Below are 18,463 nucleotides of genomic sequence, written 5' to 3'. Positions count from 1 at the left end.
CAGGAGCCGCAAGGCTCCTTTTTTTACCCCGGTTCTCTGGCCATGCCCCAGGTGCGCGAGCACAGCGCGGGCGATCAGCACCGCTGGCGCGGGGCATGGCCCTTTCCTTTCAGGCGGTCGGCGCGTTTGGCGCCTGCCTACAATCTGCTGAGCGTCAGCCCAGCGAGATCGTAGACAGGTGTTTTACGTCCTGGCCGTTTCGTTTCAGGCCTGCGGAAAGCGTGCGCGCGGCGTGGCCATCGGTACCTGGTCACCATCGAGCGGCAGGAAGCTGCCCAGCTCGGCGTCGTACGCCTTGATCTGGCTGGTTTCGATGTCGTACACCCAGCCATGGATGAACAGCTGGCCGCGGGCCAGCTTGGCTGCCACCGAGGGGTGAGTGCAGAGGTGGTTGAGCTGCGCCACCACGTTCTCTTCGGTAAGGATGGCCAGGGCCTCCTTGTCGTCACTGCAGTTGCAGTTCTCCGCTACCACGGTGCGCGCCACTTCGGCATGACGCAGCCAGGCCTTGACCGTGGGCATGGTTTCCAGCGATGCCGGATTGAGCACCGCCTTCATCGCGCCGCAATCGGAGTGACCGCAGACCACGATGTGTTGCACGCCCAGGGCCATCACCGCGTATTCGATAGCGGTGGAAACGCCGCCCATCATTTGCCCGTAAGCAGGTACCACATTACCGACGTTGCGGTTGACGAACAGGTCGCCTGGCGAGCTTTGGGTGATCAGTTCGGGCACCACGCGCGAGTCGGCGCAGGTGATGAACATGGCGCGCGGGTTTTGCGCGGTGGCGAGCTTCTTGAACAGCTCTTCCTGTTGCGGGAACACCTCGTTGCGAAAGCGTTTGAAGCCTTCGACGATGTTGTGCAGGGCCTGCTCGGCGGTTTCCTCGCCCTCGTGGGTCTGAAGCGGAATGACCTGGTGTTTGTAAGGCATGCGCTAAACCTCGTTGTTATCGAAAATACGCTGCTAGAACGACAGCCGCAGCGGGGTGCGAGTCACACGCCAAGTGTCGCCTCCGCCAGGCGGCGCGACAACTGGCAGGTTTTTGCAATTCGTGGCGCAGGGGCAGCCTAGCCGTTCATGTCGGTTGGCCAGGGTGTTGTCTCGGAGGTTGGGCCTGGCCCGGTGCGCTGGTGGTGTCGGAACATGTTTGGGAATCGGTGCGCATGGCCAAGGTGGCCCCGCGACACCCTAAGGTCTTTTGCGTACTGTCGCTTAGAGCAGGCTCAACTGTGCGCCCGGCGGGCAGAACTGCGAACAGTCCAGCATCACGCTGCCGCGTCGATCCAGACCGAGCTTGCGCCGCGCCAGGCGAAAGCGCTGTTCCAGCAGATCGGCGAATTGGCCCTCACCGCGCATACGGCTGCCGAAGCGGCTGTCGTAGTTCTTGCCGCCGCGGCTCTGGCGAATCAGGCTCATCACGTGGGTGGCGCGATCCGGAAAGTGCACCTGCAACCATTCCTCGAACAACCCGGCGATCTCCAGCGGCAGGCGCAGCAGCACGTAACCGGCCGAGCGGGCGCCGGCATCACGGGCGGCTTCGAGCAGCGCCTCCAGCTCCATATCGTTGATCATGGGAATCATCGGCGCGCAGATGGCGCTGACTGGCACGCCAGCCTCGTGCAGCGTGCGCATGGCGCGCAGGCGCGCCGCAGGTGCGGCGGTACGCGGTTCCATGATGCGTTTGAGCTCGTCATCCAGGGTGGTCAGGCTGAAGGCCACGCTGACCAGGTTGTGGCTGGCCAGTTCGCTGAGCAGGTCGAGGTCGCGCAGGATCAGCGAGCCCTTGGTGATGATGTGCAGCGGGTGCTTGTAGCGCAGCAGAACTTCCAGAGCCTGGCGGGTCAGGCGCTGCTCTCGTTCGATGGGCTGGTAAGCGTCGGTGTTGATGCCCAGGGCGATGGGTTGCGGCACGTAGCCGGGTTTCTGCAGCTGCTCTTCCAGGCGCTCGGCGAGGTTGGTCTTGGCGATCAGGCGGGTTTCGAAGTCGATGCCGGGCGACATGTCCCAATAGGCATGGGTGGGTCGGGCGAAACAGTAGATGCAGCCATGCTCGCAGCCACGGTAAGGGTTCACTGAACGATCGAAGCCGACATCCGGCGAGTTGTTGCGGGTGATCGCCGTCTTCGCTTTCTCCTTGCGTACTTCGGTGGCGCGGCTGTGCGGTGTCTCGTCCTGGTACCAGCCGTCATCTTCCTGCTGCGAGCGGGTGGGCGCATAGCGGTTGTGCGGATTGCTGGCGGTGCCGCGACCGCGCGGCGGCAGGTTCAGGGACATGTGAAGCGCTCCATATACTGTATGCATGAACAGTATATGGGTTGTCCGATTCGCGCCAGTGCTCCGCGTCGTTCAGTAGTCTTCTTCGACCGGTGGCGGCGGTGGTGGGGTAAAGGGCTCGACCACGTACTGGCGGCCGTAGCGGCGGCAGTCTTCCAGCGTGCCGTTTGCCTGGCGCAGGGTGACGAGGAAGGTGCTGCCCTGCGGGTCGTCGGCATCGATCACGCCGGTCTGCAGGTTGACGGCCTTGTTGAAATACCACTCGAACTCATCGTCCGCCCAGCTCGTGCCGCCGTACCAGCGCACGATCAGTCCGCCTTCGCGCCAGTGTACGGAGGCAAAGGAGTGACCATCCGGCCAGCGGTAGCCGACGATGCAGAAGTGGTTGCGGGTGCTGTAGGCCTTCTTCGACTGCAGCAGGATACGCAGCTCGGGTTCAGGATCCTGATAGGGCGGCGTCGTGGCGATATCGAAGCGGGCGTCCATTCCGGCGTAGATCGACTGGCCGAAATCCGTGGCCAGGGCGGTTGACGCGGCACCGAGCAGGGCCGCGCCGATCAGCTGTGCGAGAGGGCGCATGAACATCCTTGTGAGCGTGGATAACGCCCTGCACGCTAGCGCATCACAGGGCTGCTCAGGAAGCGGTCTTGCTCTCGATCACGTCACATTCCGGACGGCGCGCATAGCGCTGGGCGAGAACGGCGCAGACCATCAGCTGGATCTGGTGGAACAGCATCAGCGGCAGGATCAGTACGCCGATGCTGCTACCGGCGAACAGCACCTGGGCCATGGGCACGCCGGTGGCCAGGCTCTTCTTCGAGCCGCAGAACAGGATGGTGATACGGTCTTCCAAGTTGAAGCCCAGCCACTTGCCGAGCAGATGAGTGATCACCAGCGCCAGTGCCAGCAATACGCAGCAGGCGAGAATTACCGCCAGCAGGGTGAGCAGCGGCACCTGTTGCCACAGCCCGCCGATCACCGCGGCGCTGAAGGCGGTGTAGACCACCAGCAGGATCGAACTCTGGTCGACGTACTTCAGCCAGTTCTTGTTCTTCGATACCCAACCACCGATCCAGCGCTGGGCGATCTGGCCGAGGATGAAGGGCAGCAGCAATTGCAGGCTGATCTTGCCGATGGCATCGAGGATCGAGCCATTGTCGCCGTGCACGCCCATCAGGAAGGCCACCAGCAACGGGGTGAGGAAGATGCCCAGCAGGCTGGACGCTGCTGCACTGCAGATCGCCGCCGGGATGTTGCCGCGTGCCAGCGAGGTGAAGGCGATGGCCGATTGCACGGTGGCCGGCAGCGCACAGAGATAGAGCATGCCCATGTACAGGTCTTTGCCCAGCAGTGGTTCCAGCGCTGGCCTGAGCGCCAGGCCGAGCAGCGGGAAGAGGATGAAGGTGCAGGAGAACACCAGCAGGTGCAGGCGCCAGTGCCCAGCACCGGCGAGAATCGCCTCGCGCGACAGCTTGGCACCGTGCAGGAAGAACAACAGGGCAATGGCCAGGTTGGTGATCCACTCGAAGATCGTGGCGATCTGGCCGCTGGCAGGCAACAGCGTGGCGGCGAGTACCACGGCGAGCAGGGTCAGGGTGAAGTTGTCGGGCAGCAGGCGGGAGCGGGCCATGTTCGATATCCGGTGGTTGTCAGACTGGCCCGGCCACTCTAGCCTGAGTCGCATCGACCGACTAACGCCATCAGGCCAGAGAATGTCGCCTAACGGACAAAACCTGCTTCCCGAACGCGCGGTGCCGCGTTTGCCGCATCTGCCGCGGCCACTCTATGCACGCACCGAGTCGCTGGCGCGGGCTGTCAGCACGCCGCGACATAGCCATCCCTGGGTGCAACTCTCCTATGCGCTGGAAGGGGTGCTGCACGTACACAGCGCGGCGGGCAGCTTCGTCGCTCCGCCGCAGCGGGCGATCTGGATTCCTGCCGATCTGGAGCACGAGGTGGTCAGCTCGCCGGGTACCGAGATGCGCAGCCTGTATATCGACTGCGCCACCAGCGCCTGGGCGCCACCGCGCTGCCGCGTGCTGGAAATCGATAACCTCAGCCGCGAGCTGATCCGCCGCTTCTGCGAACTGCCGGTGGAATACGACGAGGGTGGCGCTGATGGTCGTTTGGCGCAGGTGCTGCTGGATCAGTTGCGTGCAGCGCGGGAGGTGGGCCTTTCATTGCCGCTGCCACAGGATGCGCGGCTGCTGCGCCTGTGCCGTGCGTTACAGGCGCAACCGGACGACAGTCGTAGCCTCATGCAGTGGAGCCAGGCCCTTGGCGCCTCGGAGAAAACCCTCAGCCGCCTGTTCCTGCGCGATACCGGCCTGACCTTCCGCGCCTGGCGCCAGCGCTTGCGCTTGCTGGCGGCGTTGGAGCCTCTACAGCGTGGTGATCGTGTCACCGACGTGGCGCTGACCTGCGGCTACGACTCCACCTCGGCCTTCATCGCCGCCTTTCGTCAGCAGTTCGGCGAGACGCCAGGAGAGTTCTTTCGCGATTAATGTGGATCGGTAGCGGGAGGAGGATCAGTAGATACCGTCTTGCGCCTTACCGTGCAATTGCCAAAGCAAGATCGAAAGGTTTGCGCGATTTCAGTACGCCATAAGCGATGCACAGCAGCTTGCGCATCGCTGCGCAGACGGTTTGTTTACCCCTCTTGCCCCTGGCTCTCAGGCGCTCAGCCTGCGCTTTGATCGCTGGGTTATAAGTGAGCGCCACCACGGCAGGCAGGTACAACGCAGTCCGTAGTCTGGCCGAGCCCGTGCGAGAGATGCCGCTATGGCCTCGGGCGACACCAGACTCTTGTAACCGTGGATCTAAACCGGCAAATGCCGTGACGGCACGTGCATCGGTAAAGCGTTCGATATCACCGAGTTCAGCCATTATCAGAGCCGCGGTCTTCTCGGCGATACCATTGATGCTCACGAGCAAGTCGCGTTTACCACGCAAATCCGGGTCATCGTCGATATGTCGCTTGATCTGTTCTAGCGTCCAGGCGATCTGTTCATCGAGCCTTTGCAGAACCGCCTGAATCGAGCTTTGAACAGTGCTCGAGCTGACGTCGAGTCGATTGAGCTCCATCTGCCGCAGCGACTGCAGATCCTCCAGGCGCCGGGTCAAGGCACGCAGCTGACGCACGGACACCGGCTCCGGGTACCAGCCACGCAAGTGCTCGACGTGTAGCTGGCCATAGGTGGCGATCAGCTTGGCGTCCAGTTTGTCCGTTTTACTGCGTTGCAGTTGGCTCTGGGCATAACGGGCGATCTGCGACGGGTTGAGCACCGCGATCCGATAACCCAGTTCATGGAAATGCTCAGCAAGCGCCTCGTGATAGATGCCCGTGGCCTCCATCACGATCCATGCGCCAGGCTCGGCATGTCGCTGCAGCCAGTCGGCGAAGACCGCAAAGCCTGCCTTGTCGTTGCTCAGTTTGCTTTTGGTTCGGTGCTTGCCGTTAGGTTGCAAGATCGCCAGATCGAAGGTGCGCTTGGCGATATCAACGCCCACTACCGCTGCCATAATGTCCTCCTCCACAGATTTGCACCGATCATCACGTCATCCTGTCCAACCTTGCTGATGCGAGCTCGAAGCTCTGGATACCGTTCGGACTTGGCGGATGAGTGCGGAGAAGCGCAGCGCAATCTACGAGGCAAGCTCAAGGCTTAAGGGTGGGTACGGCCTGCAGCTCCTCCCCCGATGATCAGTCGGGAACCATAACCTCGCAGGAGGCTATGGTCGAGATACAAGGGTGGGTTAGCCGCCTGCCACGCAGCTCAGTCTTTACACGACCACTGTGGCGGCGTAACCCACCATAGGCGCTACGCGGCCTACAGGCTGGTGGGTTAGGCGACGCGCCACGAGCGAGGCGGCTGTCGATTCGTCTTCTGCGCCGCTAGCCCACCCTACGGTTCTCCGAAACCGTGCTAGCCGCTTAATGCAGCTCTACCGATAGTGCCTGGCCGCCGTCCTGCTGCCAGGTACCGCGCAGTGAACCGTCGGCCTGAAGCTGCAGATCGAATGTGGCCGGTGTGTCGCCACTTTCTCGAAGATGCAGGTGGCCGTCGCGCAACTCGTTACCGCTGAGCTCGATACGCGTGGCGTACTTGTCGTAGAAGTAGCTACTGGACTGTGGGCGGCTGTTCTGGCTGGTACCTACGACCAAGGTGATGGGATAGCGGCCGCCAATTTTGCCCCAGTACACGCCGCCGGCCTTTAGATCGCCTGGATGGTGACAGTCGCTGCGTTGCTCCAGCAGCAGGCAGCGCCCGTAGGGGCTGAGGTCAGTGTCTAGCTCCGCATAGGGCACGCTGTTGACGAAGTCGCCAAGGTCATCCAGTGCACGTGTTACATGGGGTGCGCAACCACCGGCAGTCAGCGTCAGTTGTTGTTTGCCGAGTTGCAGGCGGTCGTAACTGAGGTCCGCTTTGCTACGACTGGGCAGGCACTGGCGATACATATCCCGCTGTTCGTCGCTGCGTTCGTCGTGGTCGTCAGGGGAGAGCGATACCAACTCGTCGGTATTTCCGCCGGGTACCGGGATACCGGCCAGATAGTCTTCGATACGCTTGTTTCGTTCTCGGCCGATGCGCTCGCCCAGCCGTTGCAGACCGGCCGATGTGAAGAGCTGGCTCAGGCCGATGGGGTGGCCGCTGGCCAGGTCGAACAGATAAGTGACATGGCCCATGCTGGTATAGGCCCCGGTGTACTCGCCGCTGATGGTCAGGGACAGAAAGCCGGGTTGTTCCGTGTCGATCTGGTAATCCAGGCTGTTGGTACCCCAGATTTCCCCTTCCTTGGGCCAGATACGTTCGAAAGGCGAACGCTCGAAGCGTCCCGGCAAACCTTCCAGTTCCATGGCGTGCAAGTAGGTATTGATGCGCCGGACAGCCAGGCTATCGCCTTGCAACAGGGGGAAGCGATAGGTCTCCCAGTCGCTTCGCTTGGCTTCCAGGTTTTCGAAGCGCAGCTCAGCGGCCACCGGCAATGCGGCGCTGAGCAGGAAGAGGAAAAGAAAACGCATAAGGCCCTCCGTGGCCAGAAGTGAGCTACTCGCTGGGCTTTTTCAGCTTGGGATTGGGGAAGAACTGCACGGCCTGAACGCCTGCACTGGCCTTGGGTTTCAGGCCGCTGACGTTGACCCGCGTGGGAACCTCCTTGGGCACTGAATTGCCACGCGCATCGAGGGTGTCGGCGTAGCCGCAGGCCACGCATTCGCGGTGCGGTACGCCATCTTCGTCCCACATCTGGATCTTGTCCTGCTCGCTGCAGGCCGGGCACACGGCGCCGGCAATAAAACGCTTTTTCACGCTGCCTCCTGGCTCAGGCCGAGGTGGCGCAGCAGGGCATCGATACTTGGCTCACGGCCACGGAAGTCGACGAACAGCACCATCGGTGCCTGCGAGCCGCCACGGGCGAGGATGGCCTCGCGGAAGGCGCGGCCGGTGTCGGCGTTGAACACGCCTTCTTCCTCGAACTTGGAGAAGGCATCGGCGCTCAGCACCTCGGCCCACTTGTAGCTGTAGTAACCCGCCGCATAGCCGCCTGCGAAGATATGCGCGAAACCGTTGGCGAAGCGGTTATAGGCCGGCGGGCGCAGCACCGAGACTTCGCTGCGCACGCCTTCGAGCACGTCCAGCACGCTGCGGCCATCGCCATGGGTGGCGTGCAGTTCGAAGTCGAACAGGGAAAACTCCAGCTGGCGCACCATCATCAGCCCGGACTGGAAGTTCTTCGCCGCCAGCATCTTGTCCAGCATGGCTTGTGGTAGCGGTTCGCCGGTTTCGTAGTGGCCGGAGATCAGCGCCAGGCCGTCCGGCTCCCAGCACCAGTTCTCCATAAACTGGCTGGGCAGCTCGACCGCGTCCCAGGCCACGCCGTTGATGCCCGAGGCGCCGGCATGCTCGACGCGGGTCAACAGGTGGTGCAGGCCATGGCCGAATTCGTGGAACAGCGTGGTGACCTCGTCGTGGGTCAACAGCGCCGGCTTGCCGCCGACGGGCGGAGTGAAGTTGCACACCAGGTTGGCCACCGGAGCGATCAGCTTGCCGTCGGCGCTGCGGCGCTTGTCACGCGCGCCATCCATCCAGGCGCCGCCACGCTTGTTGGCGCGGGCGTAGAGGTCGAAGAAGAAGCGGCCGACATGCTCGCCGTTCTCGCTGATCTCGAACAGACGCACGTCCGGGTGCCAGGTGTCGAAGTCTTTCAGTTCGCGGATGTCGATGCCGTAGAGCTTCTTGACGATGGCGAACAGGCCGGTGAGCACCTTGTCCACCGGGAACCAGCCGCGTACCTCTTCCTGCGAGATGCTGTAGCGCTGCTGGCGCAGGCGCTCGCTGTAGTAGCCGACGTCCCAGCTCTGCAGATCGTTCAGGCCCTGCTCGGCGGCGAAGGCTTGCAGTTCGGCCAGATCCTGTTCGGCGAACGGCTTGCTGCGCACGGCGAGGTCACGCAGGAAGCTCAGCACCTGATCGGTGTTCTCGGCCATCTTGCTGGCCAGGCTCAGCTCGCTGTAGTTGGCGAAGCCGAGCAGGCGCGCCAGTTCCTGGCGCAGGTCGAGAATCTCGGTCATCAGCGGGCCGTTGTCGTTCTGCCCGGCATTCGGCCCCTGATCGGAGGCGCGGGTGCAGTAGGCGGCGTACACCTCTTCGCGCAGGGCGCGGTCGTCGGCGTAGGTCATCACCGCGTAGTAGCTGGGGAATTCCAGGGTGATCAGCCAGCCATCCAGTTCCTTGGCTTCGGCGGCTTGTTTCATCTGCGCCTTGGCCGAGTCGGTCAGGCCGGCCAGGCGGCTTTCGTCATCGATCAGCTTGGTCCAGGCCTGGGTCGCGTCGAGCAGCTGGTTGGAGAATTTGCTGGTCAGCTCGGACAGGCGCATCTGGATCTCGCCGTAGCGCTTCTGCTGCTCGGCCGGCAAATCGATGCCGGACAGGCGGAAGTCGCGCAGGGCGTGTTCGAGAATGGTCTTCTGCGCCACATCGAAGTTGGCGGCGGCCGGGCTGTTGGCCAGGGCTTCGTAGGCGTCGAACAGCGGCTTGTTCTGGCCCATCTCGGTCCAGTACTCCGACAGTTTGGGCAGGCAGGCCTCGTAGGCGGCGCGCAGTTCAGGGCTGTTGCGCACGGCGTTGAGATGGCTGACCGGGCTCCAGGCGCGGCCTAGGCGTGCGCCGAGTTCGTCCAGCGCCAGCACCAGGCCGTCCCAGCTCGGATTGGCCTGCTGCGCTTCAAGCAGCTTGGCGATGGCGCTGCGGCTGTCAGCGAGGATCTGGTCGACAGCGGGCTCGACGTGTTCAGGTTTGATCTGCGAATAGGGCGGCAGGTCGAAGTCTTGCAGCAGGGGATTGTTCGCGGTCACGACGAGGCACCTGTGGCGAATGAAGGGAGGGTTGCGGCGCAGAGAGCGGCAATAATTCTGGCGCGATAGCAACCGACATGGGGGCCATCTTAATTAGAATCAAGTTTTCCCGCAGCCCAGGAGATTTCTATCGTGGCGATTCGTAATTACCAACAGGCCACTCCACAGCTTGGCGAACGGGCCTTCGTCGACGCCAGCGCCGTGGTTATCGGCGATGTGGTACTGGGCGAGGACAGCTCGGTCTGGCCGATGACCGTGATCCGCGGCGACATGCACCGCATCCGCATCGGTGCGCGCACCAGCGTGCAGGACGGCAGCGTGCTGCATATCACCCATGCCGGGCCGTTCAACCCGGATGGCTACCCGCTGATCATCGGTGACGAGGTGACCGTCGGGCACAAGGTCACCCTGCATGGCTGCACGTTGGGCAACCGGATTCTGGTCGGCATGGGCAGCATCGTCATGGACGGCGCGGTGGTCGAAGACGAAGTGATCATCGGTGCCGGCAGCCTGGTGCCGCCGGGAAAGCGCCTGGAGAGCGGCTACCTGTACGTCGGCAGCCCGGTGAAACAGGCCCGCCCGCTGACCGACAAAGAGCGCAACTTCTTCAGCTATACCGCCGGCAACTACGTGAAACTCAAGGATCTGCACTTGGCTGAGGGGTACGACCAGTGAGCGCCGCCGCATTGGTCATCCGGCCTATCGAGGCTGCCGACTTCGATCAGGTCTGGCCGATCATCCGTGACGTGGTGCAGGCGCAGGAAACCTACGCTTTCGACCCGGACATGGATCGTGAAACTGCCTGGAAGATCTGGGTCGAACTGCCACGCGCGACCTTCGTTGCCGAGCAGGGCGGGCAGATACTTGGCACTTACTACATCAAAGCCAACGCCGCCGGGCCGGGCAACCATGTGTGCAACTGCGGCTACATGACCGCTCCCGCCGCCCGCGGTCAGGGCATCGCCGGCCGGCTCTGCGCCCATTCGCTGGACGTGGCCCGCCAACTGGGCTTCAGCGCCATGCAGTTCAACAGCGTGGTCTCGACCAACGAGGTCGCCGTGGCGCTGTGGCAGAAGCACGGTTTCGCAATCGTCGGCACCCTGCCCAAGGCCTATCGCCATGCGCGACATGGGCTGGTGGACTGCCATGTGATGTTTCGTGGTTTGGACGTGTGAAAGGCCGTGCGGCAGCGAGTCGTATCTGCGATCCCGCTTAGACGAACTGCTTGGTTCCGGACACCAATACCAGCGTAGGGCGGGCTCAGGAGCGAAGCGAACAGCCCGCCAATTGCTGCCTACGCGGCAGTGAAGCAGCCAAGGCCGAGCCTGCTGCGGCGCGTGCGTTTCTGAGCTGCCTACACGGCAGTGAAGCGGGCGGGTGGGTGACTTCGAGGCTATCGTCTTTTCTGAGCTGCCTACACGGCAGTGAAGTGCTGTCGCTGCCGTTGGCGGCAACCGTCGCTTTTCTGAGCTGCCTACACGGCAGTGAAGCACGTTACATAGTGCTGATCGCCACTCGGCAGTTTCTGAGCTGCCTACACGGCAGTGAAGGAGCGGCGCACTTTCTTGAGGCCCGAATTGCTTTTCTGAGCTGCCTACACGGCAGTGAAGGCCCTTCTCGCCAGCCATGCGGAGGGTGGGAATTTCTGAGCTGCCTACACGGCAGTGAAGCCGATTACCGAAGCCACCTGCGTGTTGCTGATTTTCTGAGCTGCCTACACGGCAGTGAAGGCGCGACTCTGGATGACCTGACCCGCGAGATTTTTCTGAGCTGCCTACACGGCAGTGAAGTTTCCGGCTGATGCGACAAGGTGAGTCCCAAATTTCTGAGCTGCCTACACGGCAGTGAAGGCCTTGCGTGAGGCGCGGCAGACGCTGGAGGATTTCTGAGCTGCCTACACGGCAGTGAAGAAGACCGACTATCAGCAGATCGTCGACGCCTGTTTCTGAGCTGCCTACACGGCAGTGAAGGTCGAGACGCCCGTCGTTCGCCATTTCATCAATTTCTGAGCTGCCTACACGGCAGTGAAGCTACCCTCTGCCGCTTCAGCCACGCTGTTCCATTTCTGAGCTGCCTACACGGCAGTGAAGGGCGACTTCCAGGCGAAGGACGAGCTGGAGAATTTCTGAGCTGCCTACACGGCAGTGAAGGATCCAGCTACTGCGAGGGTCGTCGCCCTTACTTTCTGAGCTGCCTACACGGCAGTGAAGTTTTCTCGCGGACTCAGCAGTACTCCACATCTTTTCTGAGCTGCCTACACGGCAGTGAAGACTCAGCGGCACAGCCGCCTTGATATCCGCCATTTCTGAGCTGCCTACACGGCAGTGAAGACGGTATTGAGGCTAGGTGTCTGTACATGGCTTTTCTGAGCTGCCTACACGGCAGTGAAGGACCTGGACGTTACAGGCGCGGACGGGATCCGTTTCTGAGCTGCCTACACGGCAGTGAAGGAGCAGTCAGGTGCATCGTGTAACCCTGGTAATTTCTGAGCTGCCTACACGGCAGTGAAGGGGGGCCTGTGCTTCCTGGCTTATCTGGTCTTTTTCTGAGCTGCCTACACGGCAGTGAAGGATGCCACCGTGGCCCGCCTGCAGTCGGAGCTTTTCTGAGCTGCCTACACGGCAGTGAAGAAGGACAACGAGAAACGAGCCAAGCCCGAAATTTTCTGAGCTGCCTACACGGCAGTGAAGAACGTTGTGCCGCTGCTGCGCTTCGTGCAGGTTTTCTGAGCTGCCTACACGGCAGTGAAGAATGCCGTACTGGTTGGTGTCCTGGACTTCGATTTCTGAGCTGCCTACACGGCAGTGAAGTAGAGACGATAGCGCCCAAGTTGCTGTTTCTCAACGCTGGAGGCCCTTCTCTGGCGGTTTGACCCTTTTTTCAGAGCTATCTCCAACTCCTTGATTTTTAAAGAGCCAGGGTATGGGGCCAGAAAAAGGGTATCAGTCCGGTTTCGAGCCCATGTGGGTTACCGCACGCAATCGGTGGGCGGTGCTTTTGCCTGCAAGGCATGGCGGCTATGCTCGCGTACATTCGATACATGCACCTAACGACAAGGATCGTTCATGACCCAAGCCAACCCTTTCGATATTGCCCCGCTGTCAGCACCTGCCGCTACGCGTGAGTCTCCGGCGCTGCCACATTACCTGGTAGGCGTTGCGCTGTTGGTTGGGGTGATCGGCATCCTGATCACGATGGCCACCCTGATGTTCAACTCGCCCATGGAGAACCTGGGCGAGTGGATGCTGCGCTACGGGGTGAGAAACTGGATCAGCCATCTGCTGATGGCCGGGCTGTGCGTGTACTGGCTGACGCAGAGCTATCTGGAGTGCAATGGCCTGGGCGACTATCGACAGCCCGCCGGTTTGCTGGTCGGTTATGGCCTGGTGTATCTGTGTTTGTCATGGTTGGGTGGTTACGCGATTAGCTATCTGTTCATGTGGAGCTATGAACAACTGAGCAATGGCGCGCTGACCAGCCTGTTCTGGTGGGCCTCGGAATTATTGCGCTTTGGCATCGAAGCCCTGCTGCCGCTGTGGCTGCTGCTTTATCTGTTTCGCTACAGCGCCGAGAAGGTTTCTGAACCGTTGAAAATGCCAGGGCAAACACTGGCCTGGTGTTTCGCGCTGGGCGTGGTGGTGATCTATCTGCAACTGTGCGCCCTGGCCATGCAACTGCTCAGCGGCATGCTTTACAGCTATGCGTTGGAAGGTTGGGAGGGCTGGATCGTCCTTGGCCACGGGCAGATCAATTTACTGGTGGCGTTCTTCGCAGCGCGTGGCGCCTTGCCTGAGCAGGTACTGGGGTTCAATGGCGGGCGCCTGGCGTTGGCCTGCCTGATCACCATGCTGCTGTGGATCGGCACTGCGCTGGTGTGCTCGGCACTCATGCTGGTGCTGTTGCTCTTCGGTGGTGCTGGCGAGAACGTCCTGCTGATTCTGCTGGGCCTGCTGCAATTGGTGTTGCTCTGGCCCTTCACCCGTCTTGGCCTGCGCTGGGGCTACCGGGCGCAGGCCGCGGTCTGACTCGTGAATTCACTGAGTGGGCGCCGTGCTCCAGCCCCCACCCAGCGCTCGTGCCAGGGCCACGCTGCTTTGCAGGTGGGCCAGGCGTAGCAGGGCGCTCTGGTCTTCGGCGGCATACAGCGTGCGCTGGGCGTCGAGCAGGTTGAGCAGGTCGTCAGCGCCCGCCTGGTAGCGCCGCTCGGCCAGCTGCAGGGCGCGCTCGGCCTGGGCCTGAACCTCCTGTTGCGCCTGCCATTGCGCTTCCACGCCGGTACCGGCGTTGAGCGCCACTTGTACATCCGCAAAGGCTTCGATGATGCGTTGGCGATAGCTGGCCAACAGCTCTTCGCACCTGGCATCGCTGCGATCGCGTTCGGCGGCCAGGGCGCCGCCGTCGAAGATCGGCGCGGTGAGCGCGGCGGTCAGTGAATACAGCGGGTCGGCGAATACACGGCCCAGGCTGCCGGCCGAGCCGTTGGCACCAGCAGATAGATTCAGACGCGGCAGCAGGGCGGCGCGTGCTGCACGCAGGTTGGCGTCGGCGGCACTGAGCTGAGCTTCGGCACGGGCCAGATCTGGGCGGCGCAACAGCAGCTCGCTGGGTAGGCCGGCCGCCAGCGAAGGTGCCTGCAAGGCGGCGAGCGAGGCTGAGGATGTTGTCGCCGGCTCGCCCTGGCCGAGCAGTACGGCAAGGTTGCTGCGTACGTCATCGGCCTGCTGGCGCAGTGCTTCGCGGCTGCGGCGTTGTTCGGCGACCAGGCCACGTTGCTGGGCCAGTTCCAGTGGTGTAGCAGCGCCAGCGTTGGCGCGAGCCTGCACGGTGGCAAGTACGCGTTCGGCGTTACTCAGGTTGAGGTCGGCCAGGCGCAGGCGTTCGTCCAGCGCGACCTGGCGCAGCCAGGTTTCCACCAGGCTGGCGGTCAGGCTCAGGCGCAGGGCATCGCGGTCGAAGCGGCTGGCAGCCAGCTCGGCCTGGGCGGCGTCGTAGTCGGCGGCCAGGCGGCCCCATAGATCGATTTCATAGCTGGCGGCGAGGCCGCCGCTGTAGCGATTGCCGGTGGCTTCGCCATTACCACCAAGACGGCCTTCACGACTGGCGCCGAGGTTGCCATCCAGACGCGGTAGCAGTGGGGCGCCGGCAGCGCGGCTGCTGGCTTGGGCCTGGCGCAGGCGCGCGGCGGCCGCAGCCAGATCCTGATTGTTGCGCAGCGACTGGTCGATCAGTGCATTCAACTCGGCACTGGAAAAACTGCGCCACCAGGTATCGGTCACGCTTTCGCCGTCCTGCGCATGTCGCCACTGCGTCGGAGCAGCGGGCAGCTCGGCAGGGGCTTCGGGCCTGTGACTGCAGCCGCTTAGCAGCAGGGCGGCGCATAGCGCAGGCGTGAGATAGCGGGTCATGGAAAGTCCTGTCATTGCGCGGCCAGCGCCACGACCGGGTCTAAGCGCGCGGCAGTCTTGGCCGGCAGGTAGCCGAATACCAGGCCTGTGCCCACCGAGCAGGCGAAGGCCAGCAGCATGGCCGACAGTGAGAACACCAGCGGTACGTCCCAGAGGATCAGCAGGGCGCCGAACAGCAGCCCGCTGGCCACGCCGACGCTGCCGCCAAGCAGGGTGACCAGCACCGACTCGGTGAGGAACTGGCGCATGATGTCGCGCTGGCGTGCTCCGGTGGCCATGCGGATGCCGATCTCGCGGGTACGCTCGCGCACGGTCATCAGCATCACGTTCATCACGCCGATGCCACCGACCAGCAGTGACACGGCGGCGATCAGGCCGAGCATCAGGGTCATGCTCTGCCGCGTCTTGGCTTCGGCCTGCAGCTTGGCGGCGGAGTTGTACACGCGAAAATCCGTGCGGCCGTGTCGTTGTTGCATCAGCTCTTCGATGGCGCTTTGCGCCTGCATGACCAGGTCGCTGCTGCGCACCTGAATCGCCCCGTAGCTCTCATCACGCAGCTTGGGGAACACCCGCACCACGCCAGTGCTGTGCGGCACCAGTACTTGCTGGTCGGGGTAGTTGCCGCCGGCTTCGCTGCCTTTTTCGCTCATCACGCCGATCACTTCGAAGGGCGAGCTGTTGATCAGGATGATCTTGCCCATCGGGTCGCTGCCATCGGGAAACACTGTCTCGTAGACCTCGTGGCCGAGCACCGCCACCGGGGCGATCTCGCGGTTTTCCGCAGCGCTGAAGAAGCGCCCGCGCGCCACGGGCCAGTGGTGGATCTGCGGCAGCTTGTCGCCGACGCCGAGTACTTCGGTCTGCAGCGCCTCCTGGCCATGACGGATCAGGGCCGGGTCACGCAGGATGGGCATCACCTCGGCCACTTCGCGCAGCTCACCGATGGCGGTGAAGTCATCCAGGGTCAGCACGCCGATCGGGCCGCCGGTGCGCGGCACGTCGCTGCCGATGTACATCATGTTGGCACCCATCACACCCATTTCGGCGACCACCTTCTGCCGCGCACCTTCGCCGACAGCGAGCATGACGATCACCGAGGCCACGCCGATGACGATGCCGAGCAGGGTCAGTGCTGTGCGGAAACGATGAATCAGCAGTACGCGCAAGGCGCCGCGTAACATGTCGCCCAGCTCACTGAAGAACGACGCGCCGCTGTCACGCCCAGCCTGCTGCATGTCCGTGGCGGGCAACGCATTGCTTGGCACCGCTGCGCCGCTGTCGCTGATCACCTCGCCATCACGGATTTCGACAACCCGCCGCGCCTGGGCGGCGACGTCGCGGTCGTGGGTGATGAGGATGATGGTGTGGCCCGCGTCCGCCAACTCGTGCAGCAGCGCCATGACCTCCTTGCCACTGCGGCTGTCCAGCGCGCCGGTGGGTTCGTCGGCGAGGATGATGCGCCCGCCGTTCATCAACGCCCGGGCAATCGACACGCGCTGCTGCTGGCCGCCGGAGAGCTGGCTGGGACGGTGCTCCAGGCGCCCGTCCAGGCCCAGACGATGCAGCAGTGCCGAGGCGCGCTGGTGGCGCTGTTCGGCTGGCATGCCGGCATAGACGGCCGGCACCTCGACGTTCTCCCGCGCCGTCTCGGTGGCGATCAGGTTGTAGCCCTGGAACACGAAGCCGAACGCCTCGCGGCGCAGCCAGGCCAACTGGTCGGCGTCGAACGCAGCGACGTCTTCACCGGCGAAGCGGTAGCTGCCGGCGCTGGGGCGATCCAGGCAGCCGAGGATGTTCATCAGTGTGGACTTGCCGGAGCCGGAGGTGCCGACGATGGCGACGAATTCGCCGGCCTGCACTGCCAGGTCGATGCCACGCAGCACGTCCACGGCCGGCGCGCCGTTGTCACCGCCGTAGGTGCGGCGAATGCCCCGCAGTTCGATCAGCGGGGCTGTTACTGGCACTACCACTGGAACCTCGACATGCCGTCATCGGCCTGCGCTTCGCCGGTCACCAGGTGTTCGCCTTCGGCCAGGCCGTCGGTGATTTCCGCCACCTGGCGATCCCGTGCGCCGACCTTCACCGCGCGCAGCTCGGGCAGCTCGCCCTTGGCCAGGACGCGCACCTGATAGTCGCCGGGCTTGCCTTGCAGGGCGTCCAGCGGTGCGGTGAGCACGCCCTTGGCCGAGGCGGTGACGAACACCACCTGGGCGGTCATCTGCGGCATCAGCTCGCCGTCGTCGTTGTCCACTTCGAACAGTACGGTGTACTGCACCACCTTCTCGGTTTCGCTGGCGCTGCTGCTCGACTCGCCCTGGCTACCAGCCGGCACTGGTGGCGCCGGGAGTACCTGGCGCACGCTGCTGTGCCAGCGCCGTTCGTCACCGCCGAGGGTGGTGAAGTAAAGCGGCAGGCCGGTCTTGACCCGGCGGATATCGGCTTCGGAAACGCGCGTCCAGCCGGTCATGCTGGAAAGGTCGGCGATGCGCATCACTGTGGGCGTCTGGTAGGTGGCGTTGAGGGTCTGGCCCTGTTTCACGTCGACGCCCAGCACCGAACCGGCGATGGGCGCGTAGATGCGCGTGTAGCTGAGCTGCGCTTCGTTGCCGCGCAGGCGCGCCTGGGCCTCGGCGATCTGCGCGCGCATTTGTTTCAAGCGGGCTTCGGCGGAGCGCAGGTTGGCGACGGCGATCTGCACGTCTTCCTCGCGGGTGGCTTCGTCGGCGAGCAGGCGTTGCTGGCGACGATGCTGCTGCTGCGCCAGGTCGAGTTGCGCCTGTTGCTCGGCCAGTTGCGCGCGCAGGCCGTCGAGAGCGGCGCGGTCGGCTTCCACCGTGGCTTCGTGCAGGCTGGCATCGATCTCGGCGAGCAGTTGGCCCTTTTCCACCTGATCACCTGGCTCCACGTGCAGGCGCATGATCTGCCCGGACACCTGCGCACCGACCTCCACCGAATGGCGTGGCTGCAGGGTGCCGATGGCCACCACCGTGGCTTCGACATCGCCGCGTGATACGGCGACGGTTTCATAGGCGATGGTCGGTGAGCGGTGAAGCCAACCGGTGAGGGTCAGCAGGATCGATACGATTGCAGCCAGCAAAACCAGGCGACGCGGGGAAAAACGGGAAAACACCATGCTGAAGCTCGACCTCTGCCTGAGCGCTGAAAGACCGGTCATGAACCTGCGCAGCGGCTGCGTGGTGCATGGGGGTGTGATGCGGATAAGGGAACTGGCCGCCCTGTTCTGGCGGCGCCGAGAGGGTAGAACTGGTGTTCCTAACTACAAAGACGGACGAGTGGCGCAAACCCGCTGTCCGTTCGTCGGGGCAGATGAAACAAAATGTTTCTGAATGGTTGGGCTCGATCGAGAGGAATCCAGAGCGTTGGGTGCTGCGCGCAATTGCCTTATCCTTCGTCTCCCTCCGCACAG

At 63.2% G+C, this 18,463-nt stretch carries 16 protein-coding genes and 1 CRISPR repeat array; of the genes, 5 read left to right on the top strand and 11 right to left on the bottom strand.

The annotated features are described in order from the left end of the window. Window positions 1-204 precede the first annotated feature (204 nt). The 4 genes from HS968_RS25270 to HS968_RS25255 form a co-directional block, all read right to left on the bottom strand. Window positions 205-933 carry a carbonic anhydrase gene (locus tag HS968_RS25270; protein ID WP_119694889.1) on the bottom strand — a complete coding sequence of 243 codons (729 nt, stop codon included), beginning with the start codon at window positions 931-933 and terminating at the stop codon, window positions 205-207. 282 nt (window positions 934-1,215) lie between these two features. Beyond that, on the bottom strand, window positions 1,216-2,277 hold the full coding sequence (locus HS968_RS25265; protein ID WP_182369247.1) for a PA0069 family radical SAM protein: 1,062 nt from the start codon (window positions 2,275-2,277) through the stop codon (window positions 1,216-1,218). Window positions 2,278-2,349: 72 nt separating this feature from the next. Then, a complete protein-coding gene (locus tag HS968_RS25260; RefSeq protein WP_119694887.1) occupies window positions 2,350-2,856 on the bottom strand; it encodes a hypothetical protein in 507 nt (168 codons plus the stop codon). A gap of 55 nt (window positions 2,857-2,911) precedes the next feature. Then, window positions 2,912-3,907, bottom strand: a complete 996-nt coding sequence (locus HS968_RS25255) for a bile acid:sodium symporter family protein (RefSeq protein WP_182369246.1) — start codon at window positions 3,905-3,907, stop codon at window positions 2,912-2,914. Window positions 3,908-3,989: 82 nt separating this feature from the next. Between HS968_RS25255 and HS968_RS25250 the strand changes: the two genes are divergently transcribed. Further along, window positions 3,990-4,781 (top strand): AraC family transcriptional regulator, encoded by a 792-nt coding sequence (locus tag HS968_RS25250; RefSeq protein WP_182369245.1) that lies wholly within the window; start codon window positions 3,990-3,992, stop codon window positions 4,779-4,781. Between the two features lie 46 nt (window positions 4,782-4,827). On the opposite strand, the gene HS968_RS25245 is transcribed toward HS968_RS25250, so the two are convergent. From HS968_RS25245 to prlC, 4 genes are all read right to left on the bottom strand, one after another. After that, on the bottom strand, window positions 4,828-5,799 hold the full coding sequence (locus HS968_RS25245) for an IS110 family RNA-guided transposase (RefSeq protein WP_182368261.1): 972 nt from the start codon (window positions 5,797-5,799) through the stop codon (window positions 4,828-4,830). Between the two features lie 412 nt (window positions 5,800-6,211). Continuing rightward, complete coding sequence (locus tag HS968_RS25240) at window positions 6,212-7,300, bottom strand: DUF3298 domain-containing protein (protein ID WP_182369244.1); 1,089 nt, start codon at window positions 7,298-7,300, stop codon at window positions 6,212-6,214. Window positions 7,301-7,325: 25 nt separating this feature from the next. Then, window positions 7,326-7,586, bottom strand: a complete 261-nt coding sequence (locus HS968_RS25235) for a YheV family putative zinc ribbon protein (protein WP_179623101.1) — start codon at window positions 7,584-7,586, stop codon at window positions 7,326-7,328. After that, window positions 7,583-9,631: an oligopeptidase A gene (prlC, locus tag HS968_RS25230; protein ID WP_182369243.1), complete on the bottom strand. Its 2,049-nt coding sequence runs from the start codon at window positions 9,629-9,631 to the stop codon at window positions 7,583-7,585. The genes HS968_RS25235 and prlC overlap by 4 nt, the downstream gene beginning before the upstream one ends. A gap of 132 nt (window positions 9,632-9,763) precedes the next feature. On the opposite strand from prlC, the gene HS968_RS25225 reads away from it, so the two are divergent. The 3 genes from HS968_RS25225 to HS968_RS25215 all read left to right on the top strand — a co-directional run bounded on the left by HS968_RS25225 (window position 9,764) and on the right by HS968_RS25215 (window position 13,656). After that, window positions 9,764-10,306 carry a gamma carbonic anhydrase family protein gene (locus tag HS968_RS25225; protein WP_182369242.1) on the top strand — a complete coding sequence of 181 codons (543 nt, stop codon included), beginning with the start codon at window positions 9,764-9,766 and terminating at the stop codon, window positions 10,304-10,306. Between the two features lie 11 nt (window positions 10,307-10,317). Then, window positions 10,318-10,806 (top strand): GNAT family N-acetyltransferase, encoded by a 489-nt coding sequence (locus tag HS968_RS25220; RefSeq protein WP_182371685.1) that lies wholly within the window; start codon window positions 10,318-10,320, stop codon window positions 10,804-10,806. Window positions 10,807-10,973: 167 nt separating this feature from the next. Beyond that, window positions 10,974-12,441: a CRISPR direct-repeat array (repeat unit 28 nt; unit sequence TTTCTGAGCTGCCTACACGGCAGTGAAG). Window positions 12,442-12,696: 255 nt separating this feature from the next. Continuing rightward, entirely contained in the window at window positions 12,697-13,656 is a 960-nt protein-coding gene (locus tag HS968_RS25215; RefSeq protein ID WP_182369240.1) for a hypothetical protein, read from the top strand. 9 nt (window positions 13,657-13,665) lie between these two features. Here HS968_RS25215 and HS968_RS25210 read toward each other — a convergent pair whose 3' ends face one another. The 3 genes from HS968_RS25210 to HS968_RS25200 are packed head-to-tail and all read right to left on the bottom strand — an operon-like array spanning window position 13,666 to window position 18,169. Then, window positions 13,666-15,036: an efflux transporter outer membrane subunit gene (locus HS968_RS25210; RefSeq protein ID WP_182369238.1), complete on the bottom strand. Its 1,371-nt coding sequence runs from the start codon at window positions 15,034-15,036 to the stop codon at window positions 13,666-13,668. A gap of 11 nt (window positions 15,037-15,047) precedes the next feature. Further along, a complete protein-coding gene (locus HS968_RS25205; protein WP_202884197.1) occupies window positions 15,048-17,000 on the bottom strand; it encodes a MacB family efflux pump subunit in 1,953 nt (650 codons plus the stop codon). Further along, complete coding sequence (locus tag HS968_RS25200; RefSeq protein ID WP_182369235.1) at window positions 17,000-18,169, bottom strand: efflux RND transporter periplasmic adaptor subunit; 1,170 nt, start codon at window positions 18,167-18,169, stop codon at window positions 17,000-17,002. Before HS968_RS25200 ends, HS968_RS25205 begins: the two co-directional genes overlap by 1 nt. On the opposite strand from HS968_RS25200, the gene HS968_RS25195 reads away from it, so the two are divergent. Beyond that, the gene (locus HS968_RS25195) at window positions 18,168-18,383 is read left to right on the top strand and encodes a hypothetical protein (protein WP_182369233.1); all 216 of its coding nucleotides are present in this window, start codon (window positions 18,168-18,170) and stop codon (window positions 18,381-18,383) included. The two genes, HS968_RS25200 and HS968_RS25195, sit on opposite strands and share 2 nt — an antisense overlap. Window positions 18,384-18,463 lie beyond the last annotated feature (80 nt).

The organism is Pseudomonas berkeleyensis (assembly GCF_014109765.1).
Classification (GTDB): Bacteria; Pseudomonadota; Gammaproteobacteria; order Pseudomonadales; family Pseudomonadaceae; genus Aquipseudomonas; species Aquipseudomonas berkeleyensis.
Note: the sequence above shows the minus strand (reverse complement) of the source record. Positions and strands in the feature narration are given on the sequence as shown.